The organism is Robiginitalea marina (assembly GCF_024006985.1).
GTDB classification, from domain to species: Bacteria; Bacteroidota; Bacteroidia; order Flavobacteriales; family Flavobacteriaceae; genus Robiginitalea; species Robiginitalea marina.
The window spans coordinates 234,232-260,160 of record NZ_JAMXIB010000004.1 but is presented as its reverse complement, the minus strand read 5'-3'; the positions used below and the strand labels follow the sequence as shown (position 1 = coordinate 260,160).

Sequence of the window (25,929 nt, the reverse complement as noted above, 5' to 3'; positions counted from 1 at the left end):
TTCCAATCCCTTGTTAAGTTTGTATCTTGTTTGCGACAGTATACGCAACAACCCAATCATCGAATCCATGCATGTTGCCATTATCGGAAACGGGATTTCGGGAATCACGGCAGCCCGTCACCTGCGAAAGCTGTCGGATTGCAGCATTACCGTAATTTCTTCCGAAACCGAATACTTTTTCTCGCGGACCGCGCTGATGTACATCTACATGGGGCACATGGCCTTCGAGCACACCAAGCCCTATGAGGACCATTTCTGGGAGAAAAACCGCATAGGCCTGCTGAAGGCCCATGTGGAGCAGGTAATCCCGGAAGCCAAAACCCTCCTGCTGGATTCCGGCGAACGCCTTCAGTACGACGCCCTGATCATCGCCACGGGCTCCCGTCCCAACCGCTTCGGGTGGCCCGGGCAGGACCTGGACGGGGTACAGGGCCTGTACTCCTACCAGGACCTGCAGGCACTGGAGCGCAATGCCCCGAACCGCCACACCTGCCGGCGGGCCGTCATAGTCGGGGGCGGGCTTATCGGCATCGAACTGGCCGAGATGTTGCGCAGCCGCGACATCCCCGTAACCTTCCTGGTCAGGGAGCCCAGCTTCTGGGACGGGGTACTGCCTTCGGGGGAATCGGAAATGATCAACGAACACATCCGGGAACACCATATCGACCTGAGGCTGGCGACCAACCTGAAGGAAATCCTCCCGGATGCCCGGGGCAGGGCGCGGGCGGTGGTCACCGACCAGGGTGAAACCCTGGAATGCGACCTGGTGGGCCTTACTGCCGGGGTGAGCCCGAATATCGGGTTCCTCCGCGACTCTGGGATCGAAGTCGACAAAGGGGTGTTGGTGGACCGGTTCCTTCAGACCAATATGCCCGGGGTGTATGCCATAGGCGACTGTGCCCAGCAACGCACCCCAGTCGGAAAGCGCAGGGCCGTTGAAGCTGTATGGTACACAGGGCGGATGATGGGGGAAACCGTGGCGCAGACCCTCAGCGGAAACCCCATGGAATACCGGCCCGGGCATTGGTATAATTCCGCAAAATTCCTCGATATCGAATACCAGACCTACGGCTGGGTCAACAGCAACCGCTCCAGGGGGGAGGAGGAAGCCCATTTCCACTGGCGACACCCCGGGGAAAAAATTTGCCTCACTATCGCCTACCAACCGAAAACCCGAATATTCCTGGGCATCAACACCTTTGGGATACGGATGCGCCACGAGGTAATGGACCACTGGCTAACCACCGGGCAAACCGTGGACCAGGTCGTCTCCAGCCTCCGGCAGGCCAATTTTGACCCGGAAGGGTTCGCCCGCTATGAGCCCCTGGTCCGCCATGCCTTCAACCTTGAAAAAAACACACCCCAATGAACACACTTACCTCCATGTCCCTGGCCGGAGGCCCTCCGAAGGCCATGAACACAAACCAGAAAATGGCGGTTTTCCTGGGGATGGCCAGCCTTTTTATCCTGGTTCTTGCCACTTTCGGGATCGATTTCCCAAACCCGGCGGCATGGCTCACCGCTGCCCTGGGCGGCATGGCCCTGGCGGTGGTATGGTTCAGCCGGGCAGCCTATGGCGGGCAACCGGGGGGGGTCAAAAACAACGGGGTATGGTTCAAATCCGTTTCCGGACGGGGAATCTGGGCCTGGGGCCTGGGCATTTTGCTGACCGGGTTCTATATCGTCCTGTATTTTTACCCCCAGTACCTTGGCCTGGTCAGGGATGGGGACAACCGTGGCCTTATCGCCCTTTTCGACCCCCTGAGCCGTGCCATGAGCGGAAACCCGGCCAGCCAGTGGTTTGTTTACGGTACCCTGTATACCCTGGCAATCGTGGCTTTCGGGATCAAATTCCTTTGGAAATACCGGCACAACCGCTATCAGGTCATCCGAACCCTCAGCGTGATGTTCTTCCAGACCGCTTTTGCCTTTATCATCCCGGAAATCATGGCGCGGCTCAACGGGGACCTTCCCTATTACGACCTTAAAAACATCTGGCCGCTCAATTATTACAACTTCGAAAAATACCGGGTAAATGCCTTCCTCGACGCCGGGAACATCGGGCTGGCCATGCTGATCTTCGGGGTGGTTTCCATCCTGGTCATCACCCCCGTACTCACCTATTTCTTTGGCAAACGCTGGTACTGTTCGTGGGTTTGCGGTTGCGGCGGGCTGGCTGAAACCGCAGGGGACCCCTTCCGGCACCTGAGCGACAAGAGCACGTTTGCCTGGCGGGTGGAGCGCTGGGTGGTCCATAGCGTGCTGGTTTTCGTGGTGCTGATGACCACCGCGGTTATCTATTCCTACCTGGGGCCCGACAACAGCAAATACTGGCTCAGCCGGCCCCAGTTCCTCCTGGGGGTGGCCGCGCTGCTGACCGCCATCTTTGCCTGGGTGATGGTGTACCGCCGCGAGCAACTGCGCAAAGATGCCCGCCTGGGCGCCTCGGCCTACCTGCTGGTCATCCTCGGGTTGGTCGCCTTCCATTACCTGAGCGACTCAAGGCACGTGTTCCTGTTTCCTTCGGAGGACCTGAGGAAAACCTATAGCTTCCTCATTGGCAGTATCTTTTCCGGGGTCATCGGAACGGGGTTTTACCCGATTCTCGGCAACCGGGTCTGGTGCCGGTTCGGCTGTCCGATGGCGGCCATCCTGGGGCTGCAGCAACGCCTGTTCTCGCGGTTCCGGATCACCACCAACGGGGGGCAGTGCATCTCCTGCGGGAATTGTTCCACTTACTGCGAGATGGGGATTGACGTGCGGGCCTATGCCCAGAAAGGGGCGAACATCGTCAGGGCCAGCTGCGTGGGTTGCGGGATCTGTTCTGCAGTCTGCCCCAGGGGGGTCCTGAAGCTCGAAAATGGCCCGCTAAAAGGCCGGATCAACCCAAAGGAAGTCCTGCTCGGAAATGATGTGGACCTGATGAAACTCGTGAATGAAAATACCTGAACGCACCCCAACCCCGGAAGGGAAGCCCGCGCCCGCGCCGGGAAATGCAGCCATAATCGACCTGATCATCCCAGCCTTTAACGAGGAAGAATCCATTGGGTTCGTGCTGCGGGAAGTCCCCCCGCTGGTACGCGAAATTGTGGTGGTCGACAACGGGTCCGCAGACCGGACTGCCGAAGTGGCCCGCAAAGCCGGGGCCACCGTCCTGCACGAACCCAATAAGGGCTATGGGCATGCCTGCCTGAAAGCAATTAATTACCTGTCCGAAAAATCCAGGAAGCCCGATATCATCGTATTTATGGACGGCGACTATTCCGACTACCCGGAAGAGTTGCCAAAAGTGGTAGCCCCCATCCTTGAACAGGGGATGGCCCTGGTCATCGGGAGCAGGGACAGGGAACTCAGGGAACCGGGGTCGATGACCCCGCAACAGGTTTTCGGGAACTGGCTGGCGACTTTTTTGATGCGCCTGCTGTTCGGGGCCCGGTTTACGGACCTCGGGCCATTCAGGGCCATTACTTTCGAAGCCCTGGCAGCCCTGGGGATGGAAGACAAAACCTACGGGTGGACCGTGGAGATGCAGCTTAAGGCCCTGAGGCACAAACTGGCATACACCGAAGTGCCAGTGCGTTACAAAAAAAGAATTGGCCTCTCGAAGGTCTCGGGAACCGTAAAAGGTAGTATATTTGCAGGCATAAAAATTTTGGGCTGGATTTTCAAATACAGTTATAAATAACCATGGGACTAACCATTGCTTACCTTATCATCGGAATCTACAGCCTTGCGCTGGTGCTGATCTTTTTCTACAGCCTTTCCCAGCTCAACCTGCTGGTAAACTACCTGGGGTATAAGAGGAAGCAGAAAGAAGCCCCGAAATTCAATATGATGGATCCCAGGGAAATCCCCTATGTGACCATCCAGCTCCCCATATACAACGAACAATACGTGGTGGAGCGCCTGCTCGAAAACATCGCCTGCCTGGAATACCCCCTGAGCAAGCTGGAAATCCAGGTGCTCGACGATTCCACCGACGATTCGGTGGAGAAAACCGCTGCCCAGATTGCAGAACTGCAGAAAACAGGGCTCGACATCCAGCATATCCGGAGGGAAAACCGGGAAGGATACAAGGCGGGGGCCCTCAAGGAAGGGTTGAAAATCGCCAAAGGGGAATTCATCGCCATCTTCGACGCCGACTTCCTTCCCGAGACCGACTGGCTCAAGAAAACCGTACCCTACTTCAAAGACCCTGAAATCGGGGTGGTGCAGACCCGCTGGGGCCACATCAACCGCGATTATTCCATCCTGACCCGTATCCAGGCCTTTGCCCTGGATGCCCATTTCACCCTGGAGCAGGTCGGCCGCAATGCCAAGGGGCACTTTATCAACTTCAACGGCACTGCCGGGATCTGGAGGAAAGAGTGCATCCTGGACGCCGGGAACTGGGAAGGCGACACCCTGACTGAAGACCTGGACCTGAGCTACAGGGCCCAGCTGAAAAACTGGAAGTTCAAATACCTGGAAGATGTGGAGACCCCGGCAGAACTGCCCGTGGTCATCAGCGCTGCCCGTTCCCAGCAATTCCGCTGGAACAAGGGAGGGGCTGAAAACTTCCGCAAAACGGTATGGAGCGTCATCACCGCCAAAAACATCCCTTTCAAGACCAAGTTCCACGGGGTCATGCACCTGCTCAACAGCTCCATGTTCCTGTGCGTGTTCCTGGTTGCCATCCTGAGCATCCCCATGCTCTACATCAAGAATACCTTCGGGCACCTGGGCTGGATCTTTGAAGTCACCAGCTTCTTCATCGTCAGTACCGTGATCCTGTTCATCTGTTACTGGTTCACCTATAAAAGTATACAGGGCAGCGGGCTGGAAAACTTTGTGGATTACATCAGGTTGTTCTTTACCTTCTTTTCGGTTGCCCTCGGTTTTTCCCTGCACAACACCGTGGCCGTCCTGGAAGGCCATATGGGGAAACGTTCCGAATTCGTACGCACCCCGAAATTCAACATCAAAAACCTGACCGACAGCTGGCAGGGGAATAAATACCTGGTGACCAAACTTTCTCCCAACACCTTGCTGGAATTTGCCCTGATGCTGTATTTCCTTTTCGGGATGTACAGTGCCATCCCCCTAAATGACTTCGGGCTTTTCCCGTTCCATTTCATGCTATTCCTGGGCTTTGGGTTTGTATTCTTTAAGTCGGTGAGCGCCAATGCCTGATCGGGTAACCCCCGGGTAAGGTATCCTTTTTTTAAAAGAGATTTTTTCCTTTTCTTGCAGGCGAAAAACCAGCTCCCATGATGCGCGCCCTGCTGACCTACTGGAACCTGCACCGGGTTTCCCTGTTCCTGCTGGCGCTGAGCATCGTGTTTTACGGACTTTTTGCATACCGCCTCGATCGGGGCGATACCCTTGCGCTCCTCTCCCTTTACGCCGCCCTGTTCTTCCTGTGCTATAAGCTGATCCAGTTCGAAAAATGGAACCTGCGCCTGATGATCTTCAGCGGCATCGCGCTCAGGGGGGTATTCCTGCTCGCCCTGCCCAACCTCTCCCAGGATTTCTACCGCTTCCTCTGGGACGGCAACCTGCTGCTGGAAGGCCTGAACCCCTACGCCCTGACCCCCGATGGTTGGATGGCCCAGGGAGGCCCCCCTTTTTCAGGGGCACGGGAACTGCATGAGGGGATGGGAGCCCTGAGCTCCGGCAATTTCAGCAATTACCCGCCGGTAAACCAGTATTTCTTTGCCCTGGCCGCCTTCCTGGGCGGCAAGTCAATCGCGGGTACCCTAATTGCCACCAGGGGGATCATCCTGTTGGCCGACCTGGGGATCCTGTATTTCGGGCGGCGCATCCTCAGGAGGCTCAACCGGGCCCCCTACATGATTTTCTGGTATTTCCTCAACCCCCTGGTCATCATAGAACTCACCGGAAACCTGCATTTCGAAGGGGTAATGTTGTGCTTCTTCATCATGGCCATGTACCTGCTCCTCTCCGGCAAGTGGCTCCTGGCCGCTGCCCCGTATGCCCTTTCCATCGGGGTCAAACTCATCCCCCTCTTATTCCTCCCGCTCGTCCTGCCCCTGCTAGGCCTGCGCAGGAGCCTGGGGTTCTACCTGGGCACAGGCCTGGCCCTGGGGGCGTGCCTTTATCCCCTGTACTTTGACGCCTTCGGCCCAAACTACGCCCAAACCCTGAAGCTCTGGTTCTCGAATTTTGAATTCAACGCCGGGCTGTTCAATGTCGCGGAATGGATTGCAGTCCGCCAGGGTGCGCGGCCCTGGGAATTCATCAGGGCCTACGGAAACTGGTTGCCCGCAGTCATGGTTGCGGTTACCCTGTTGCTGAGCCTGCTCCCGGCACTCAGAAAGGGAAAATACTGGTTCGGGGGAGCCCTTGTGCTCCTGAGCACCTATTTTTTCCTTTCCACCACGGTGCATCCCTGGTACATCATCTTTCCCCTTTTGCTGGGGGTGTTTACCGACCTGCGGTTCGCCCTGGTATGGTCGGCCACCGTGGTCCTCAGCTATTCGGCCTATTCGCCATCGGGGGTAACGGAGAAACCCCTGTTTCTGTTCCTTGAATATTTACCGGTATTCGGGGTTTTGGGTTATGAAATCTTCAAAAACCGGAAGAATTTTAACGCCATTGCCAAAAATCAGGCCGGTAGGGACCCCAGTTAAATAATATTTGTACTTTTAACCCATCATGAACGCACCACGCCTTCATTTTGGCTTTTCACCCCGACGGCTTCCCGCCCCGGTCCGGCACGTGCGTTGCCCCCGCCCGTAAGGGTGTGTCTCCAGTAAAGGAATTAGGTGAGTCCATTTCCGCAGTAAGCCAACTATCATTCTTTTCGTTTCAATAAACCCACTGGCAATGAAAATCATTGTTGCTGACGCTTCCCATAGCATTTACGCCCAGGTCATTTGCGATACCATTGCAGAATCGGCCAAAATCCGGGGGACCGGAATTGCCCGGCGAACCCCGGAATATATCATCCAACGCCTGAAAAACGGGAATGCGGTAATCGCCCTTGACGGGGAAAAATTCGCTGGCTTCTGTTATATCGAAGTATGGGGCCACCAAAAATACGTGGCCAATTCGGGCCTCATTGTCCACCCCGATTACCGGGACCAGGGGCTGGCCAAAAAAATCAAGAAGGCGGCTTTTGACCTCTCCCGCAAGAAATTCCCGGACGCCAAAATTTTCGGCATTACCACGGGGCTTGCCGTCATGAAGATTAATTATGAACTGGGGTACCGCCCGGTCACCTTTTCGGAACTGACCGATGACCCCGAATTCTGGAAAGGGTGCCAGACCTGCAAAAATTTCGATATCCTCACCCGTACAGAACGCAAAATGTGCCTTTGTACCGGGATGCTTTTTGACCCCGTGGCGAAAAGGCCCACCCAAAAAAGGAAAATCGACCAAAAGGTCTTCGACCGGTTGAAAAAAATCAAGCAATCCCTGCTTTTAAAAAAATCCAAGCCATGAAAAAACTTGTGCTAGCCTACAGCGGAGGCCTCGACACCTCCTATTGCGCCCACTACCTGACCCACCGGGAAGGGTTCGAGGTCCACGCCGTTACGGTCAATACCGGGGGGTTCAGCCCGGCCGAGCTGGAAGCGATCGGCACCCGGGCCCTGGAACTCGGGGCCCACAGCTACAAAGCCCTGGATGCAGAGCAATCGTTCTACGACAAGGTGGTGCGCTACCTGATCTTCGGGAATGTCCTTCGCAACAACACCTACCCCCTGTCGGTGAGCGCGGAACGGATCGTACAGGCGCTGGAAATAGTGACTTACGCCCGTGCCCTGGGGGCCTCCCACATCGCCCACGGGAGCACGGGGGCCGGGAACGACCAGGTGCGCTTCGACCTGATTTTTCAAATCATGGCGCCCGACATCGAAATCATTACCCCCATCCGCGACCGCAAGCTATCGAGGGAAGCGGAAATCGCCTACCTGAGGGAGGCCGGGATCCCCTATGCCTGGGAAAAAGCCAAATACTCGATCAATAAAGGCCTGTGGGGTACCTCTGTAGGGGGGGAAGAGACCCTGGGGTCCCGAAAACCGCTGCCGGAACAGGCGTACCCCAGCCCCCTGCTCAGGGAAACCCCGCAAACCGTGGCCCTTGGGTTCACCCGGGGGGAACTGACCGCCCTCAACGGGCAGGAGGGATCGCCGGTAACCCTGATCCGCCAGCTCGAAGAAATGGCCTCGGCCTATGCCATCGGGCGGGACATCCACGTGGGGGATACCGTTATCGGCATCAAGGGCCGGGTGGGGTTCCAGGCGGCAGCCCCCCTGGTCATCATCAAGGCACACCACCTGCTTGAAAAGCACACCCTAAGCAAATGGCAGCAGTTCCAGAAGGAACAGCTTTCCAGTTTCTACGGCATGCTGCTGCACGAAGGCCAGTACCTCGACGAGGTCATGCGGAACATCGAATCGTTCCTGGAAGACAGCCAGCGCCGGGTTACCGGGACGGTCTTCGTTAGCCTGCACCCCTACCGGTTTGCACTGGAAGGCATCGAATCGCCTTTTGACCTGATGGATTCCGGTTTCGGCAGTTATGGGGAAATGAATACGGGGTGGACTGCCGCAGAGGCCAAAGGCTTTATCAAAATCCTGTCGAACCCGGGGAAAATAGCCCGCCAAATCCACCAAAGCCATGATTAAAGCAGGCATCATTGGGGGGTCGGGGTATACCGGGGGGGAACTCATCCGCCTGCTGTTGGGGCACCCCGGCGTCACCCTCGATTTCGTGTACAGCACCACCCGGGCCGGCAGACCCCTTTCCGAGGCGCATCCCGACCTTTTGGGACAGACCCGGCAGTGTTTTACCGACCAGGTCAACCAGGAGGCGGATGTGGTCTTCCTTTGCCTGGGGCACGGGAATTCCGGGAAGTTCCTGGGGGAATGGTCCTTTGGCCCGAAGACCTGCATCATAGACCTCAGCAATGAATTCCGCCTTGCGGAACAGGCATCCGCGCAGGGCCGGGAGTTTATCTACGGCCTCCCGGAATTGCAGAAGGAAGCCATTGCGAAGGCCCGCGACATCGCCAACCCCGGCTGTTTCGCCACGGCGATCCAACTGGCCCTGCTCCCCCTGGCCAGGGCGGGCAGGCTGACCCACCCGGTGCATGTGCACGCCCTGACGGGAAGCACGGGAGCGGGGGCCTCCCTGTCGGAAACCTCCCATTTCAGCTGGAGGAATGATAATGTTTCCTGGTACAAGCCCTTCACACACCAGCACCTGGGGGAAATCGAGCAGACCCTTAAGGGGTTGCAGCCCACCGTGGGGGAGGTGTTTTTCCTGCCGGTGCGGGGGAATTTTTCGAGGGGGATTTTTGCTACCGCCTATACCCCTTTTGAGGGAACGCTGCGGGAAGCGCGGGAGCTTTTCGAGTCGTATTACCAGGACGCCCCGTTCACCTGGATTTCGGATTCGCCCCCAAGCCTGAAGCAGGTGGTCAATACCAATGCGGCCCACCTGCACCTGCACCTGCACCAGGGGACGTTGCTTGTTACCTCGGTAATCGACAACCTGCTGAAGGGGGCTTCCGGGCAGGCCGTGCAGAATATGAACCTCATGTTCGGGCTCCCGGAGGAGGCCGGGCTTGCCCTCAAAGCCATAGGGTTTTAATTTAAACGATGCAATCATGAAAATAGCAATCATTGGAGCCGGAAACCTGGGGGTTTCCATAGCCACAGGAATCCTGCATAGCGGGGGGGCTACCTCCATGTACCTGACCCGCAGGAACCTGGAGGCCCTGAAGGGCTTTGAGGAGTACGGCAGGGTGACCCTTACCCGCGATAACCGGGAGGCCGTAGCCGGGTCCGATATCCTGATCTTTGCCGTGCAGCCCCTGCATTTTGCAAGCATCCTGGAATCGGTAAAGGACCTGCTGCACGACAACCATGTACTGATCTCCACCATTACGGGTTTCAGCCTTTCCGCCATGGAAGCCATAGTGGGCCCTGACCGCTACCTGATCCGGGCCATGCCCAATACGGCCATTGCCGTGGGGCGTTCCATGACGTGCCTGGCTTCCAATGAGGCCGGAAAAAAACGGGTGGAACTGGCGGCTGCCATATTCAACCGCATGGGCCATACCCTGATGATCCCGGAGCAGCAGATGCAGGCGGCCACGGTAATCTGCGCCAGTGGGATCGCCTTCTGGATGCGGCTGATCCGGGCCACTACCCAGGGCGCCATTCAGCTCGGGTTCGACGCGAAAGAAGCCCGGGAACTGGCCATGCATACCTGTGGGGGCGCTGCGGAATTGTTAATCCAGTCGGGCCATCACCCCGAGGAGGAAATCGACCGGGTGACCACCCCCATGGGGTGCACCATCGAGGGCCTGAACGAAATGGAACACCAGGGGCTGAGTTCCTCCCTCATCAAGGGGATCGTGGCGTCCTACGACAAGATCACGCAAATCAGTAAAGGCTAGGCCTATGGAACTCTTTGACGTATACCCCCTCTACGACATCACCCCGGTAAAGGCCGAAGGGAGTTGGATTACCGACCGGGAGGGAATACAGTACCTGGACCTTTACGGGGGGCATGCCGTAATTTCCATCGGGCATTCCCACCCCCATTTTGTCAAGCGCCTGCAAGGGCAGCTGCAGCAAATGGCCTTCTACAGCAATTCGGTGCACAACCCCCTGCAGGAACAACTGGCCCAAAACCTCGGGAAGGCTTCCGGCCTGGAAGACTACCGGCTCTTCCTGTGTAATTCCGGGGCCGAGGCCAACGAAAATGCCCTCAAACTCGCCTCCTTCCACACGGGGAAAGCCCGGGTAATCGCCTTTGATAACAGTTTCCATGGGCGAACCTCCGCTGCGGTGGCGGCCACGGACAACCCCACCCTGGTCTCCCCCCTCAATGCCGGCCATGAGGTCACCTTCCTCCCCCTGAACCAGGCGGGGGCCCTGGAAAAAGAACTGGAAGCCGGGGACGTTTGTGCCGTGATCCTCGAAAGCATACAGGGCGTGGGGGGCCTCGACATGGCCGGGGAGGCCTTCCTCAGGCGGGCCGAAGCGCTCTGCAGGAAGCACGGGGCGGTGCTCATTGCAGATGAAGTGCAGAGCGGCTTCGGACGAAGCGGCGCCTTTTTTGCCTTCCAGCATGCCGGCATCCGCCCCGGGATCGTGAGCATGGCCAAAGGGATGGGCAACGGATTCCCTGTGGGCGGGATCCTGGTCCACCCCGATTTCAAGGCGAGCCACGGCTTGCTGGGGACGACCTTCGGCGGCAACCACCTGGCCTGTACGGCCGTCCTTTCGGTGCTGGAGGTACTCGAACAGGAACAGCTGATCCCCAGGGCAGCCGACCTGGAAGGGTTTTTCAGGGACCGGGCCAAGGGCCTCCCCGGGCTCAGGCAGGTAAAGGGCCGCGGGCTGATGCTGGGCCTGGAATTCGATTTTGAGGTGGCCCCCCTGAGGAGCCGGCTGATCTACACCCACCACATATTTACGGGAAGCTCGAAAAACAAAAACCTGTTGCGCATCTTGCCCGCCCTTTCCGTAGGGAAGGATGACCTTGAGCTCCTGTTTAACGCCCTGGAAAAAGAACTGACATGAAGCACTTCCTCCACGAATCGGATATCACGTCCCTGGGCACATGGCTTGCCAAAGGCAGGGAACTCTCCCTGGACCCGGGGGCCTGCCGGAACCTGGGAAAGGGAAAAACCCTTTGCCTGCTGTTTTTTAACAACAGCCTGCGCACGCGCCTGAGCACCCAAAAGGCCGCCCGCCTGCTGGGCCTGGAGGTCATGGTGATGAACTTCGGCGGGGAGGGCTGGGTCCTGGAGTTCGAAGACGGGACCCGCATGGACGGGGCGGCTGCGGAACATATCCGGGAAGCGGCTGCCGTGGTAGGGCAATACGCCGACCTGGTGGGGGTCCGGGCCTTTGCCGGCCTCACCGACCCGGAGGCCGATGCCGCCGAAAGGGTCCTGGACGGGTTCAGGAAGTACTCCGGCCTGCCGGTGCTCAACCTGGAAAGCGCAACGGCCCACCCCCTGCAGGCCCTTGCCGATGCCCTGACCCTCGAACAGCACCGGGTCGCGCAACGCCCCAAAGTAGTACTGTCCTGGGCCCCGCACCCCAGGGCCCTGCCCCAGGCCGTACCCAACTCCTTTGTGCGGATGATGGCCCGGATGCCCGTGGAACTGGTCATCACGCATCCCGAAGGCTATGAACTGGATCCGGCCCAGGTGGGGCCTTACCAGCCCGTATACCAACAGGAGGAAGCCCTGGAAGGAGCCGACTTTGTGTATGTCAAAAACTGGAGCAGTTTCAGGGAGTACGGGAAGGTGGCATGCCAGGACCCTTCCTGGATGATGACCGCAGAAAAGCTGGGATCCGCCGCATTCATGCATTGCCTTCCCGTGCGCCGCAACGTGGTGGTGGAGGATGCCGTGCTCGATGGCCCCCGTTCCCTGGTCATGGACCAGGCGGCTAACCGCACCGTGGCGGCCCAATTGGCCCTGATGCACCTGTTGGAATCCTTATAGCCCCGAACCCTATGCAAAAAACCGTTTCCATCGTAAAAATCGGCGGGGCCCTCCTGGAGGAGGAAGCCCTCCTGGAGGCCGTCTGCCAGGGCTTTTCTGCAATGGGAGGTGCAAAAATCCTCGTGCATGGCGGGGGCCAGCAGGCCAGCCGGGTCAGCCAGGCCCTGGGGATCACCCCTAAAATGGTCGATGGCCGCAGGATCACCGATGCCGACAGCCTGAAGGTCGTGGTGATGGTCTACGGGGGGCTGGCCAACAAAACCCTTGTGGCCCGGCTGCAGGCCCTCGGCTGCAACGCCCTGGGCCTGAGCGGGGCCGATGCCGGGCTAATCAGGGCCCGGAAAAGGCCCCCCGGAAACCTCGACTATGGCTTTGTCGGCGATGTGGAACACGTGGCAGCCGATACCCTGACAACCCTTTTGGATGCTGGCCTGGTGCCGGTTTTCAGCGCCCTTACCCACGATGGGAGGGGCCAACTCCTCAATACCAATGCCGATACCGTTGCCGCAGAGATTGCGGTGGCCCTGGGGCGGGAGCGCCGGGCACGCCTGTATTACTGTTTTGACAAACCCGGGGTCCTGCGGCAGGTGACAGATCCGGAAAGCACCATCCCCCTGCTCGATCAGCGCCTGTTCCGGGAACTTCTGGAACGGGGGGAAATCGCAGCCGGGATGATCCCAAAACTGACCAATGCCTTCCACGCCCTGGAGCGGGGCGTGTCGGAAGTGTACATCGGGCCGCCTACCCTTTTGGAAGGCGTTTCAGGCCCCTTTACAAAAATCAGCCTATGACAACCCCCGACATCCTTTCCGAAGAGGCGATTGCCCTGTTACAGCAACTGATCAGCACCCCATCCTTTTCCGGGGAGGAAAAGGAAACCGCCCTTTTGCTGGAGCGCTGGCTCGCCACAAAAAACATCCCCAGCCAGCGTCACCTGAACAATGTATTCGCCCTGAATGCCGATTTTGACCCGGCAAAGCCCACCCTGTTGCTGAATTCCCACCACGATACGGTCCGGCCCAACCAGGCCTATACCCGGGATCCTTTCCAGGCCAGCCTGGAAGACGGCAAATTGTATGGCCTGGGAAGCAATGATGCCGGCGGCTGCCTGGCGGCCCTCCTGGTCACTTTCGCCCAGTGGTACCCCAGGACGGGCCTGTCGCACAACCTGGTACTGGTGGCCTCAGCGGAGGAGGAGACTTCAGGGCCGGGAGGCCTTGGCAGCGTCCTGCCCCTGCTGCCGCCTATTGACGTGGCCCTGGTAGGGGAGCCGACCGGGCTCCACCTGGCCGTTGCCGAAAAGGGGCTGGTGGTCTTCGATGCCGTGGTCAGGGGGACGCCTTCCCATGCAGCACACCCAAACCCCAACAATGCCATCTATAAGGCCATTGAAGTTCTGGAATGGTTCCGGGACTATCATTTCCCTAAAACCTCGGCGCATTTGGGGGAGGTGAAGCTAACGGTCACCCAGATTGCCGCCGGGACGCAGCACAACGTGGTCCCCTCCGAAGTGCACCTGGTGGTGGACGTGCGCGTAAACGACTGTTATTCCAACCAGGAAATTGCAGACCTCCTTTGCAGGGAAGCCCCCTGTTCCCTTCAGCCCCGATCGCTGCGGCTGAATTCCTCCAACATCGATCCGGCCCACCCCCTGGTGCGCGCAGGGGTGGCCCTGGGCCGGGAAACCTATGGTTCCCCCACCCTCTCGGACCAGGCTGCCCTGAGCTGCCCTTCCCTTAAAATGGGGCCTGGGGAAAGCTCCAGGTCCCATTCCGCCGACGAGTTCATCTATCTGAGGGAAATCAGGGAAGGGATTCGCCTCTATGGCAGCATGCTGGAGCGTTTCCTGCTGCCTGCAGGTGAGGGATAGCCGGCCCCTGACTTCCGGTGAAGGGGCCCGTTTTGGGGGGGTGCATCGGGTTTGCGGGGAAAAACCGTAGTTTTAGAGTGGGGGTAGCGGGGGGTGGTTCCCCTTTATAGTGAACGGAAAATAAAACACGCCAATGAAATTATGGGATAAGGGGGGCACCCCGGATGAACACATGGACCGCTTTACGGTCGGGAATGACAGGGAACTGGACCAGGTCCTGGTGGGTTACGACGTAATGGCCTCCAGGGCCCATGCAGAGATGCTGGGAAAAATCGGCATCCTCGACCCGGGGGAGACCCGGGCCATCCTGCGGGAACTGGATCGGATCGCGGAGGAAATCCGGGCCGAAAGCTTCCCGATCGAGGCCCCTTTCGAAGACATGCACTCGAAAATCGAGTACGAACTGACCCGGCGCCTGGGGGAAGCAGGCAAGAAAATCCATACCGCCCGTTCGAGGAACGACCAGGTACTGGTTGCCCTGCAGCTCTTCCTCAAAGACGAGCTCGTGGGGTTCAGAGACCGGATCCGCACCCTTTTCGACCTGTTGATGGCCCTGGCGGAGGAGCACAGGGACATCCTGTTACCGGGGTATACCCACCTGCAGGTAGCCATGCCGTCGTCCTTCGGATTATGGTTTTCGGCCTATGCCGAAACCTTCATCGACGACGTGCACCTGCTGCGGGCAGCCTACCGGGTGGCCGACCAAAACCCACTGGGCAGTGCGGCAGGTTACGGAAGTTCTTTCCCGGTAGACCGCGCCTTTACCACGGCCCGGATGGGGTTTGAAACGCAGAAATTCAATGTGGTGGCCGCCCAGATGGGCCGGGGCAAGGTGGAACGCACCACAGCCATGGGGCTTGCTTCCGTCGCGGGGACCCTCAGCCGGATGGCGATGGACATTTGCCTGTTCATGAGCCAGAATTTTGGCTTCCTGTCCTTCCCCGACTCCCTGACTACGGGCAGCAGCATCATGCCCCACAAAAAAAACCCGGATTTGTTTGAACTGGTACGGGCCAAGTGCAACATCCTCCAGGGGCTGCCCAATCAGCTGGCCCTGCTGACCACGAACCTCCCAAGCGGGTACCACAGGGACCTGCAGTTGACCAAGGCCCTGTTGCTGCCCGCCATCGAAGACCTTAAGGCCTGCCTGGAAATTACCACCACAAGCCTGCGCAGCGTGCGGGTAAACCGCAACATCCTGGACGACCCCAGGTACGATTACCTCTTCAGCGTGGACGCCCTGAATGCCCTGGTACAGGAAGGAATGCCCTTCAGGGAGGCCTATAAGGAAATGGCCTCTTTAATCGAATCGGGCAACTTCCGTCCGGAAAAAAAGGTAAAACATACGCATCAGGGGAGCCTCGGGAACCTCTGCCTGCAAGAAATCAGACTGAAAATGGAGGCTGCCTGGCCCCCGGCTATCCCAGGCTAGGAGATCATCTTGAGGTTGATGACTTCCTGGGGCGTCAGGTGCCGCCAGTGGCCCCGGGGCAGGTCCTTTTTGGTCAGGCCGGCAAAAACCACACGGTCGAGTTTAACCACTTCGTACCCCAGGTGTTCAAATATCCGGCGCACGATGCGGTTCCTTCCGCTGTGGAGGGTAATGCCGACTTCCCTTTTGGGGGCATCGGCAATATAGCTGACTTCGTCGACCTTAACCGGGCCGTCTTCCAGTTCAATCCCGTGCCTGATTTTATCGAGGTCGCTGGCCTTTACAATTTTATCGAGTTCCACGTGATAGATCTTCCGGACCCCGTGCCTGGGGTGGGTCAGGGTTTTGGCCAGGTCCCCGTCATTGGTGAACAGGAGCAGCCCTGTGGTATTGCGGTCGAGTCGCCCCACCGGCAACAGGCGGGAATCGCTGGCCCTGGAGATCAGCTCCATCACCGTGCGCCGGCCCTGCTCATCGCGGGTGGTGGTGATAAAATTTTTGGGTTTGTTCAAAAGGACGTATTCCTTTTTTTCACTCTTCAGCAACCTCCCGTCGAAACGGACCTCATCCCCGGGGCTTACTTTATAGCCCATTTCGGTAACAGTCTTCCCATTGACCGTGACGCTGCCGGCAGCAATATAGGTGTCTGCTTCCCTCCTGGAACAGACCCCGGCATTGGCTACATATTTATTCAGCCTGATCAGCTGGGGCCCCTCGGAACGAAGGGGTGCTTGTTTTTTTATGGGGGCGTTCCCCCGGGCATAGCTTTTCTTTCGGAAATTGCCGCCCTGCCTTCCGGAAGGCTTCCTTCCATTATTTGATTCAGATCGGCTCATAGTGCAGTTTCGGCAAAGGTACTAAATGTAGGCCTGCTTCAACGTCCCAGCGGCTTCCTTTCCCCGGAAAGCATCCCACGGCGATCGCCGCGCAGGGATAACAGGGCGGCCGGGGCTATACAAACCGGGCCAGCACCAGGTCCACATCAATCAGGAGGATGCCGAAAACCCCTGAAACAATGATGAATTTAAGGATGTTGTGGAGCCACACAAACTGCTTTTTGGAGGTAGCCTGCCACAAGAGCACAAGGAAGAGCAGCAGCAAAAGGCTGGTGGCTATGAAATAGAGGTACATCAGGCCCACATCGAAATACGCGATCAGCAAAGCTGCGGGGACCAGGGCCAGGAGCACCAGCAGGGTAATACACCCTTTCGAAAAGCGGAGCCCAAAACGCACGGCAATGGTCTGGTAGTTTTGGGCAAGGTCCCCCGCGAGGTTTTCCATGTCCTTGATGAGTTCCCGGCTCAGGATGAGCAAAAAAAGGAAGAGGGCATGCACAAAAATAACCGCCTCAAAATTCTTGTAGTACACAAAGATTGCGAAGAAAGGGGTGATGGCCAGGGTTGCCGAAACGAAATTGCCCACAAATGCGATTTTCTTCAACCGGTGGGAGTACAACCAGATGCCAAATACATACGCGGCAAAAAACAGGGCTGCCCTGAAGGAAACGTAACTCGCCAGCAACACCCCGAGCAGGTTGAGCACAAAATAGGCCTGGATCTTTACCCGCTGGGGGACCAGCCGGTCGAGCATGCTTTTCCGGGGCTTGTTGATCAGGTCCTTTTCGGAGTCGTAGAAACTATTGATGATATACCCCCCGGCAATGACCAGGGCACTGCTCAGCACCAGCACCAGCAGGTTGGGGTCGAGCACCACGTCCCGCAAGGGGAGGTCCGGGGCCATAATAAAGATGGCTGCCAGGTATTGCGCCAAGGCGATGACAAGGATGTTGTACCCGCGGACAATGGAGATCAGGCTGAGGGATTTCAGCAGCAGTAACCGGGTCCGTCTGGGGAGCATGGGGCAGGTTTAGAAGTTGTAGACGACTTCCAAACGGTGGCCTTTGAGTGCTTCACGTGCTTTTTCAAGGTCTTCGGTAAAGCCGAGGATGTACCCGCCCCCTCCTGAGCCGCAAAGCTTGAGGTAGTAAGCGTTGGTTTGGATCCCCTGTTCCCAGAGCTGATGGAATTCCGAAGGGATCATGGGCTTAAAGTGGTCCAGCACCACGTGGGAGAGTTTCTTGATGTTCCCGAAGAGCGACTTTACATTGCCGCTGATAAAGTCTTCCACACAGGCGTCGGTGTACCGGACAAACTGGTCCTTGAGGACATTGCGGAAGCCTTCATGCTTCATCTTTTCCATGAAAATCTGCACCATGGGGGCTGTTTCCCCCACGGTCCCGCTGTCGAGCAGGAACACAGCGCCCTTTCCGTCGGGGTTCTGGGAAGGGATGCTGGTAGATTCGATATCGTCTTTGGAGTGGATAAGGATCGGCAGGCTCAGGTAACTGTTCAGCGGGTCGAGGCCTGAGGATTTCCCGTGGAAGAACGATTCCATCGCGGAAAAGACCTCTTTCAGCTTTAAGAGTTTTTCCCGGGTGAGGTTTTCCAGGACCGTGATCTTCTCCCGGGCATAGCGGTCGTAAATGGCGGCAACGAGCGCCCCGCTGCTCCCCACCCCATATCCCTGGGGGATGGAACTGTCGAAAAACATGCCTTCGTCCAGGTCATTTTTCAGCGCTTCGAGGTCGAATTGCACCAGCCCGGGGGACTCGGCCTGCATCGCTTCCAGGTGCCCGGCAAACCGCCTGAGGTTCCTGTTCGATTCCATGGCGGCACCTTCCAGGTGGTCCTGCTTTTTCAGGGCCCCCTTGAAGAAATTGTAGGGGATGGAAAGCCCCCTGGAATCTTTGATAATCCCATATTCCCCGAACAGGAGGATTTTGGAATAGAATAGCGGTCCTTTCATGCCTGTCTATAAGCTGGTTAACGCAAAAGTAAGAAACTTTATTCTAAAGGGAGTGTTAAACCTTTTCAGAAGCTCACCGCGCCTTTTCCCACCTGGTCGCAGAGGTGCTGGCCTTCCTCGCAGAACGGCACCAACTGCTCCCTGACAAAGGCATAAGCCCTGGCCTCGCTCTCCTTCGGGTAGAGGAAATGGACATTGGCCCCGGCGTCGAGGGTAAAGCATACCGGCTCCCCGGTCTCGCGGCGGAACTCCCAAATCCGTTCTATGATTTGAAGGGTGGCCGGCTTCATGAGCAGGAAATACGGGTCACTGGTCATCATCATGGCATGCAGGGTCAGGGCCTCCGACTCTACCAGGGAAATAAAGGCTTCCAGGTCTCCCCCCCGGAAGATGGGTTGGAGGGCATCGATATGGTCGCGGGCCTGTTTAAAGCGCTCTGCGGCAAAGGGGTGCCCCTTCATAAGGTTATGCCCTGCCGTGCTGCTAACCTGCTTCTGCCCTTTATCCACCAGCAGGATCGTGTCGCGGTAACTTTCAAAAACCGGGTGTAGCTCCAGCGGATACCGGATGCCATAGAGGTCGGAACTCCCCGGAATGGAACCGTGCTGCCCCCAGTGTACCAGGCTGCCCTCGATGCTGCGGGCCGCGGATCCCGACCCGAGGCGGGCCAGGAAGGATGCCTTGCGGGTAAACCTTTCGGGCTCCATCCCCGGGAAGATGGCCCTTTCGAGGTCGGCAAGGCAAAGGGCCAGGGCGGCCATGCCACTGGCAGATGAGGCAATGCCGCTGCTGTGCGGAAAGGTATTGGTGGTATGGACCTCAAAATCGTATTCGGAAACAAACGGTTGGTAGGGCAGGATCCTTTCGAAAAAGGCGCGTATTTTTTCCCTGAATCCCGGGGCCGGCCTGCCGTCGAGGAAAACCTCAAAGCCGGGCGCCCCAGATGCCTGGTCCCGCCTGCGGTACCGGAGCTCCGTGCGCGTGGCGGAAGAATCGAGGGTAAAGCTCACCGAAGGGTTGGTGGGGATCTGCCCGGCTTTCTTGCCCCAGTACTTTACCAGGGCAATATTGCTGGGGGCCTGCCACCGGGCACTTCCCGATTCGGGCAGGGCCCCCGCCGGGCCGGGGATAAAATCCTTTTCGGTCATCAGGGATTTTTGCGCAAAGATAAGGCTTTGCCAAATCAGAACCCCATCCCCGGAAAATTTGCTACTTTAGGGCAATGGACTCCTCCTTCAAAACCTTTGGGCGCATCGCCCTGGCTGTCGCCATTTGCCTGCTGGTTGGCGCCCTCTCGGGCCTTGCGACCCAAACCTCGGTAGATACCTGGTATACCACCCTGAACAAGCCTTCCTTCAACCCGCCAAACTGGGTATTCGGGCCGGTTTGGACCCTGCTGTACCTCCTCATGGGGGTTGCTGCAGGCCTGGTCTGGACACGGGGTACGGGGCAGGGCCCACGGAATAAGGCCCTGGCTCTTTTCGCCTTCCAATTGCTCCTCAACGCCTCCTGGAGCCTGGTATTCTTCGGCCTGCAAATGCCCCTGCCGGCCCTGTTTATCCTGGTAGCCCTGCTCGCGCTGATCGCGCTCACCATTATGGCTTTTCGCAAGGTTAGCCCGGCAGCCGCGTACCTGATGGTCCCCTACCTGCTCTGGGTGGCCTTCGCGGGGATTTTGAATTTCAAGATCGTGGAGCTGAATTGATCCCCCGGGGTTCCGTGGCATTATGTTTTACGGGATAATTCGATTATTTTAGGGCCAAACCCAACCCCGTCCACCCGCATAAAACCGTTTTTATGGAAGGATTTATTCTAGCGCTCGACCAGGGCACCACCAGCTGCAGGGCTTTGGTATTCAACCGAAAGGGAGAAATCGTCTCTTCCGCCCAAAAAGAATTTACCCAGTATTTTCCGCAGTCGGGCTGGGTGGAACACGATGCGGAGGAAATCTGGGCCGTACAATCGGGAATGGCCTCCGAAGCCCTGGCCCGCGCCGGGATCCGTCCCCATGAAATTAAGGCCATCGGGATAACCAACCAAAGGGAAACCGTGGTGGTGTGGGACAAAAACACGGGGAAACCCGTCAGCCGGGCCATTGTCTGGCAGGACAAGCGCACCGCGGATTTTTGCACCCGCCTGAAAAAAGCAGGCCACCAGGAATGGGTGCGCGAAAAAACCGGCCTGGTGCTGGACGCCTATTTCTCCGGCACCAAGGTAAACTGGATCCTGGACAAGGTCCCCGGGGCGAGGCAAAAAGCCGAAGCGGGCGACCTGTTGCTCGGGACCATAGACAGCTGGCTGATTTGGAAAATGACCGGGGGCGGGCTCCATATCACCGACACCACCAATGCCTGCCGGACCCTGTTGTTCAACATCCATACCCTCGACTGGGACCCGGAACTGCTGGAACTGTTTGCCGTGCCCGCCTCCATGCTGCCCCGGGTCCGCGGATCGAGCGAGGTCTACGGGCACACCGATTCGGGCTTCCTGAAGGAAGGAATCCCCATTTCCGGGATTGCCGGGGACCAGCAGGCCGCCCTTTTCGGGCAAATGTGCACCCAAAGGGGCATGGTGAAGAACACCTACGGCACGGGTTGCTTCATGCTGATGAATATTGGGGACAGCCCGATCGTATCAAAAAACAACCTGCTGACCTCCGTGGGGTGGACCCTGGGACAACAAACCACCTATGTGCTGGAGGGGAGCATTTTCATCGCAGGGGCCGTGGTACAGTGGCTTCGCGACAGCCTTAAAATCATCGATGGTTCGGCCGAGGTGGAAGCCCTGGCCTCCACCGTCACGGATACGGACGGGGTGTATTTCGTGCCGGCCTTTGCAGGCCTTGGGGCGCCACACTGGAACCAGGAAGCGCGGGGCAGCATTTTTGGCCTGACCCGGGGCAGCACCGACGCCCATATTGCCAGGGCGGCCCTGGAATCCATCGCGTACCAGACCATGGACGTGCTGAAGGCTATGACCGCCGATTCCGGGATCCCGATAAGCGAATTGCGGGTCGACGGGGGCGCCACCGTGAACGACCTGCTCATGCAGTTCCAGTCGGATGTGCTCGATACCACTACCGTAAGGCCCAAAATTGTGGAAACCACAGTCATGGGCGCCGCGTTCCTGGCGGGCCTGGCCGTGGGGTACTGGGATGGCCTGGAAGAAATAGAAAAGCTATGGCAGGTCGACCGCCGTTTCACCCCTACCAAAAAAAGGGCGAAAATCGCGGAAGGCATCCGGGGGTGGTACCGGGCCATCGGGGCTTTGGAACACTGGGCGAAAGATACCGATTAACTCCTTAACTATGAATGCATTCGCAGCTGAACTACTGGGCACCTTACTGCTGATCCTGATGGGTTGCGGGGTAGTGGCCAATGTGGTCCTGAAAGGGACCAAAGGACAAAACGGGGGGTGGATCGTCATCACCACCGGATGGGCCCTGGGGGTCTACATAGGGGTGGTGGTGGCCGGGCCTTACAGCGGGGCCCACATCAACCCGGCGGTGACCCTTTCCCTGGCCGTGGCGGGGGATTTCCCATGGCAGCAGGTGCCTGCCTATATCGCCGCACAGTTTGCCGGCGCCCTGCTGGGGGCCTTGCTGACCTGGCTGGTATACCGGGACCATTTTAATGCCACTGAAGACCCAGACACCAAACTGGCAGTCTTCAGCACGGCTCCTGCCATCCGCAACCTGCCTGTAAACCTCCTGGGGGAAATCGCAGGCACCTTTGTGCTGATGTTCACCATTTTCAACTTCACCGACGCCACGCTCGACAACCCCGGGACGGTAATCGGTCTGGGGTCCCTGGGCGCCCTCCCGGTCGCCCTGCTCGTGTGGGGTATTGGCCTCTCCCTTGGAGGCACCACGGGCTATGCCATCAACCCGGCACGGGACCTGGGCCCGAGGATCATCCATGCCCTGGTGCCCATAAAGCACAAGGGCCCGGGTGGGTGGGGTTACAGCTGGGTCCCCGTGGCAGGGCCCATAGCAGGCGGGGTAATCGCTGCACTGTTGCACCTGGCCCTGGCCCCCTGATACGAAGTTTCACCCCCGGGGCCGCCCTATGGGACTTGATCACGGCAACCGGCCTAGCGCATCTGGTCGGGAAAGTTGGAAAAGACCCCGTCTACGCCCATGGCCTTAAGGTTTTGGAAATCCGCGGGGTCGTTTACCGTCCAGGTATAGACCTTAAAGCCTTCCTGGTGGATGCGCGCAACCTTTTCGGCATTTACCTGGGTGTAGTGCGGGTTGATCGCCTCGGCCTTCAGCTCGGCCGCGACCTCCAGGGCTTCCAGCGGATCCCCTTCCACCAGCACGGCAATCCGGGCTTCGGGGTCCAGGGCGCGGTACGCCCTGAGTTCGTCCCAGTTGAAACTGGAAATGATAAACTGGTCGGGGGCCCATCCCCTTTGGGCGGTATAGTAGGAAACGATATGCTGTACAGGGCCTGCCGTGCCGGTGCCTTTGAGTTCGATATTCAGCGGGACCCTGTGGTCTACCAGCTTCAATACCTCCTGTAGAATCGGGATCCGGTGGCCCCCGTCGAGGATCAGCTTTTTCATGTCGAAGAAGTTGTATTCCTCGATCCTGCCGCCGCTATTGGCCAGGCGTTCCACCCGCTCGTCGTGGAATACGGCGATCTCCCCGGTCTGGATGCGGAACACATCGATCTCGATCATGTCCACCCCCAGTTCCATGGCCTTTTCAATGGAGGCCAGGGTATTTTCGGTTTCATACCCCATGGCACCCCGGTGGCCGATGATCAGTGGGGATTCGGGTTTCGGGGTACAGTTACTCATAATACAACACAGTATGCAAAGACTCCAGGTGCGCCTCATGATTCCGGCATTTTCGGACTAAAGTAAGGCTTCCCCAAAAAATTTGGAAGGCAGGCAGGCCGAAAAATCTGAGGCCCGAAGCTCCACATGTCTTTTTATTTTGTATATTCTCCTCACTATTAACCAATTAACCTAAAAAACGATGTTTTCAAAACAAAACCTTTTGGCGACCCTGGCAGCCACGGTCACCATGTTTGTACTGGGCTATCTGATCTGGGGGATAGCCGCCGTCTCCTTTTTCGAGGCACACACCATCACCAACGTGATGAAACCGGATGCGGAAATGAATATGGTTTTCATTTTCATCGGGAACCTCTTCGCCTGTTTCGGGATGAGTACGCTTTATGGAAAGTGGGCCCGGGGACACCACAGCTTTACGGAAGGGTTCACCTTCGGGGCATGGATAGGCTTTATCATCGGTGTGGGGATGGGCCTGCTCTGGTTGGGCACCTCCAATTTGATGGACACCACCGGGCATCTGGTCGAAGCAGTGCTCGACATCGTGTTTTACGGCTTTGTTGGGGTGGTCATTTCCCTGGTGTACAAGGCAGCATCCCCCAAAGAAGCTTCTTAGCCAACCTCCGATCCCGATCCTTTAAAGCCGGCCCCATTGGCCGGCTTTTTTATTGCAGTTCAAGGATGAAGGACTCCAGGGGGGAGACCCTCAGGGGTATATGGCCTATGCCCCCGGACACCTTCATAACCGGGTTCTGGTCGCCATACAACCGGTCTTTCAGGCGGTATTCCCCTTCTTCCAGGCCCCAGGCTGCGATTATGGCTTCCGGCACCTTTAGTTCGAAGTCATAGGCCTTCCCAGTATCAAAATTGCTGATAAGGACCAGGCGCTGGGCATCCGACCAGCGGACAAAGGAATACACCCGGTGGTCATAGGAAGGCGTGTGTTCCTTGTTGTAGTAATGGATGTCTTCGTACCGCCCCATCAGGGCCTCGCTCCCGATCACAAAGTTCAGCAACCGCTGGTAAAAGTCGCGCAGTTCCCGCTCCCCGGCCGTGGAGGCACCCCCGTCAAAGCGTTTTCCGTTCATCCACCGCTGATGGTGGGGCACCCCGATGTAATCGAAAATGGAGGTCCTGGAGGGCTTTCCGAAACCCGCATCTTCTGCCCCGGGTTCCCCGACCTCCTGCCCGAAATACAGCATGGTGGGGGAAGTGCTCAGGGTAGCCGACACCACCATGGCAGGCATCCCCCGGCGGGCATCCCCGGCAAATTCAGGGCTGGCAAGCCGCTGTTCATCGTGGTTTTCGAGGAAATGCAGCATGTGGTGTTCAATATCCATCAAACCCTTCTGCACCACGGGGATGTGGTCTGTCCACCCATGGCCCTGGATAATGTGCTTGAGGCTGTCGTAGAGTTCCACCTTATCGTAGAGGTAATCCATTTTCCCGTTGTGGATGTAGGTCCTGTACAGGGCGGGGTTATAGACCTCAGCCAGCAGGAAAGCCCCCGGGTTTTTCATCTTGATGTGCGAATTCAGGTAACTCCAGAATTCCACGGGTACCATCTCCGCCATGTCGTAGCGGAAGCCATCGACACCTAAATCGAGCCAGTAGAGGGCAATATCGCGGAATTTTTCCCAGGTGCCCGGCACATCCCGTCCCTTCCAGAATTCGTAGTGGTCGCGGTAACCTTTCTGGTCGAATCCTTCGGGAAGGACTTCAAAATCGTAGCTGCCGTCGGGTTTAACCCCATAGTTGATTTTAACCGTCTCATACCAGTCGTTCATGTCGGGCCGGGCAAGGCGGGAACCGTTCCCGGTCCACCTGGCAGGGTTCTCCTCAAAAATGCCATCGGCCAGGGGGTGCTCCTGCCCCCCCAGGGGGCGGTACCCGTCCCGCCACAGGGGTACCCGGAAAGATTCCCCTGGCAGGTAATAAAAATCGTTGTCGCGGGAATATTCCACCGAGGTATCGTCCGTGGCCCCAAAAGGCGTGCTGCCGGCCGGGGTGGAAGCCCCCTCGTACCTGCGGGCGACGTGGTTGGGGACAATATCGATCAGGACTTTAAGGCCCGCCTGGTGGCTGCGCTCCACCAAAGCCCGGAACTCCTCCAGGCGGTTGGCAGGGTCTGTGGCCAGGTCGGGGTTTACATTGTAATAATCCTTCACGGCATAGGGAGACCCGGCCCTTCCCTTCACCACATCGGGGTCATCAGGGGACATGCCGAATGCCGAATAATCGGTGACCAGGGCGTGGTGGGGCACCCCCGTATACCAGATGTGGGTGACCCCCAGCTCCCTGATTTCGTTCAGGGCGGTGGGTGTAAAATCTGCAAACTTGCCCACGCCATTTTCTTCCAGGGTCCCCCAGGGCCTGTTGGTGGTGTTCGTATTCCCGAATAACCGGGTAAATACCTGGTAGACGACTATTTTTCCGGTCTCTTTCATAGGGGTTTCCTTCTCATTGTCCGCCCCCTGCCCCTTTTTTTCCCCACAGGAAAAAAGGAACAGGGCAGCCAGCGGAATTAAGGTTATCGGTTTCATC

Annotated in this window: 24 protein-coding genes; 18 read left to right on the top strand and 6 right to left on the bottom strand. The window is 57.9% G+C overall.

Annotated features, from left to right (window positions below; genetic code table 11):
- Window positions 1-67 precede the first annotated feature (67 nt).
- From NG653_RS07190 to argH, 14 genes are all read left to right on the top strand, one after another.
- The gene (locus NG653_RS07190; protein ID WP_252741009.1) at window positions 68-1,369 is read left to right on the top strand and encodes an NAD(P)/FAD-dependent oxidoreductase; all 1,302 of its coding nucleotides are present in this window, start codon (window positions 68-70) and stop codon (window positions 1,367-1,369) included.
- Entirely contained in the window at window positions 1,366-2,949 is a 1,584-nt protein-coding gene (locus NG653_RS07185; protein WP_252741008.1) for a 4Fe-4S binding protein, read from the top strand. Before NG653_RS07190 ends, NG653_RS07185 begins: the two co-directional genes overlap by 4 nt.
- Window positions 2,936-3,685: a glycosyltransferase family 2 protein gene (locus NG653_RS07180; protein WP_252741007.1), complete on the top strand. Its 750-nt coding sequence runs from the start codon at window positions 2,936-2,938 to the stop codon at window positions 3,683-3,685. The genes NG653_RS07185 and NG653_RS07180 overlap by 14 nt, the downstream gene beginning before the upstream one ends.
- Before the next feature lie 2 nt (window positions 3,686-3,687).
- Window positions 3,688-5,172 carry a cellulose synthase family protein gene (locus NG653_RS07175; protein WP_252741006.1) on the top strand — a complete coding sequence of 495 codons (1,485 nt, stop codon included), beginning with the start codon at window positions 3,688-3,690 and terminating at the stop codon, window positions 5,170-5,172.
- A gap of 77 nt (window positions 5,173-5,249) precedes the next feature.
- Entirely contained in the window at window positions 5,250-6,632 is a 1,383-nt protein-coding gene (locus NG653_RS07170; RefSeq protein WP_252741005.1) for an MptA/MptB family glycosyltransferase, read from the top strand.
- Window positions 6,633-6,828: 196 nt separating this feature from the next.
- Window positions 6,829-7,446 carry a GNAT family N-acetyltransferase gene (locus tag NG653_RS07165; protein WP_252741004.1) on the top strand — a complete coding sequence of 206 codons (618 nt, stop codon included), beginning with the start codon at window positions 6,829-6,831 and terminating at the stop codon, window positions 7,444-7,446.
- The gene (locus NG653_RS07160; RefSeq protein WP_252741003.1) at window positions 7,443-8,633 is read left to right on the top strand and encodes an argininosuccinate synthase; all 1,191 of its coding nucleotides are present in this window, start codon (window positions 7,443-7,445) and stop codon (window positions 8,631-8,633) included. The genes NG653_RS07165 and NG653_RS07160 overlap by 4 nt, the downstream gene beginning before the upstream one ends.
- The gene (gene argC, locus NG653_RS07155; protein ID WP_252741002.1) at window positions 8,626-9,600 is read left to right on the top strand and encodes an N-acetyl-gamma-glutamyl-phosphate reductase; all 975 of its coding nucleotides are present in this window, start codon (window positions 8,626-8,628) and stop codon (window positions 9,598-9,600) included. Before NG653_RS07160 ends, argC begins: the two co-directional genes overlap by 8 nt.
- A gap of 16 nt (window positions 9,601-9,616) precedes the next feature.
- Window positions 9,617-10,411: a pyrroline-5-carboxylate reductase gene (gene proC, locus NG653_RS07150; protein WP_252741001.1), complete on the top strand. Its 795-nt coding sequence runs from the start codon at window positions 9,617-9,619 to the stop codon at window positions 10,409-10,411.
- A gap of 4 nt (window positions 10,412-10,415) precedes the next feature.
- Window positions 10,416-11,543 (top strand): aspartate aminotransferase family protein, encoded by a 1,128-nt coding sequence (locus NG653_RS07145; protein WP_252741000.1) that lies wholly within the window; start codon window positions 10,416-10,418, stop codon window positions 11,541-11,543.
- Window positions 11,540-12,478, top strand: coding sequence for a Rossmann-fold NAD(P)-binding domain-containing protein (locus NG653_RS07140; protein ID WP_252740999.1), 939 nt, complete (start codon window positions 11,540-11,542; stop codon window positions 12,476-12,478). Before NG653_RS07145 ends, NG653_RS07140 begins: the two co-directional genes overlap by 4 nt.
- 11 nt (window positions 12,479-12,489) lie before the next feature.
- Entirely contained in the window at window positions 12,490-13,269 is a 780-nt protein-coding gene (argB, locus tag NG653_RS07135) for an acetylglutamate kinase (protein ID WP_252740998.1), read from the top strand.
- Window positions 13,266-14,348: a M20 family metallo-hydrolase gene (locus NG653_RS07130; protein ID WP_252740997.1), complete on the top strand. Its 1,083-nt coding sequence runs from the start codon at window positions 13,266-13,268 to the stop codon at window positions 14,346-14,348. The genes argB and NG653_RS07130 overlap by 4 nt, the downstream gene beginning before the upstream one ends.
- A 133-nt stretch (window positions 14,349-14,481) precedes the next feature.
- Window positions 14,482-15,780, top strand: coding sequence for an argininosuccinate lyase (gene argH, locus NG653_RS07125; protein WP_252740996.1), 1,299 nt, complete (start codon window positions 14,482-14,484; stop codon window positions 15,778-15,780).
- Here the strand turns inward: argH and NG653_RS07120 are convergent.
- From NG653_RS07120 to NG653_RS07105, 4 genes are all read right to left on the bottom strand, one after another.
- On the bottom strand, window positions 15,777-16,616 hold the full coding sequence (locus NG653_RS07120; protein ID WP_252740995.1) for a pseudouridine synthase: 840 nt from the start codon (window positions 16,614-16,616) through the stop codon (window positions 15,777-15,779). The genes argH and NG653_RS07120 overlap by 4 nt on opposite strands.
- Window positions 16,617-16,731: 115 nt before the next feature.
- Window positions 16,732-17,637 carry a geranylgeranylglycerol-phosphate geranylgeranyltransferase gene (locus NG653_RS07115; RefSeq protein ID WP_252740994.1) on the bottom strand — a complete coding sequence of 302 codons (906 nt, stop codon included), beginning with the start codon at window positions 17,635-17,637 and terminating at the stop codon, window positions 16,732-16,734.
- A 9-nt stretch (window positions 17,638-17,646) separates the two neighbouring features.
- Window positions 17,647-18,585, bottom strand: coding sequence for a mevalonate kinase family protein (locus NG653_RS07110; protein ID WP_252740993.1), 939 nt, complete (start codon window positions 18,583-18,585; stop codon window positions 17,647-17,649).
- Between the two features lie 65 nt (window positions 18,586-18,650).
- Window positions 18,651-19,733, bottom strand: coding sequence for a diphosphomevalonate decarboxylase (locus NG653_RS07105; RefSeq protein ID WP_252740992.1), 1,083 nt, complete (start codon window positions 19,731-19,733; stop codon window positions 18,651-18,653).
- Between the two features lie 74 nt (window positions 19,734-19,807).
- On the opposite strand from NG653_RS07105, the gene NG653_RS07100 reads away from it, so the two are divergent.
- From NG653_RS07100 to NG653_RS07090, 3 genes are all read left to right on the top strand, one after another.
- Complete coding sequence (locus NG653_RS07100; RefSeq protein WP_252740991.1) at window positions 19,808-20,290, top strand: TspO/MBR family protein; 483 nt, start codon at window positions 19,808-19,810, stop codon at window positions 20,288-20,290.
- 92 nt (window positions 20,291-20,382) lie between these two features.
- Entirely contained in the window at window positions 20,383-21,882 is a 1,500-nt protein-coding gene (gene glpK, locus NG653_RS07095; RefSeq protein ID WP_252740990.1) for a glycerol kinase GlpK, read from the top strand.
- A gap of 10 nt (window positions 21,883-21,892) precedes the next feature.
- Window positions 21,893-22,624, top strand: a complete 732-nt coding sequence (locus NG653_RS07090) for an MIP/aquaporin family protein (RefSeq protein WP_252740989.1) — start codon at window positions 21,893-21,895, stop codon at window positions 22,622-22,624.
- A 53-nt stretch (window positions 22,625-22,677) separates the two neighbouring features.
- On the opposite strand, the gene NG653_RS07085 is transcribed toward NG653_RS07090, so the two are convergent.
- Window positions 22,678-23,388: a glycerophosphodiester phosphodiesterase gene (locus NG653_RS07085; RefSeq protein WP_252740988.1), complete on the bottom strand. Its 711-nt coding sequence runs from the start codon at window positions 23,386-23,388 to the stop codon at window positions 22,678-22,680.
- A 181-nt stretch (window positions 23,389-23,569) separates the two neighbouring features.
- Between NG653_RS07085 and NG653_RS07080 the strand changes: the two genes are divergently transcribed.
- Complete coding sequence (locus NG653_RS07080) at window positions 23,570-24,001, top strand: hypothetical protein (protein ID WP_252740987.1); 432 nt, start codon at window positions 23,570-23,572, stop codon at window positions 23,999-24,001.
- 49 nt (window positions 24,002-24,050) lie between these two features.
- On the opposite strand, the gene NG653_RS07075 is transcribed toward NG653_RS07080, so the two are convergent.
- Window positions 24,051-25,928: an alpha-amylase family protein gene (locus tag NG653_RS07075; RefSeq protein WP_370281091.1), complete on the bottom strand. Its 1,878-nt coding sequence runs from the start codon at window positions 25,926-25,928 to the stop codon at window positions 24,051-24,053.
- Window position 25,929 lies beyond the last annotated feature (1 nt).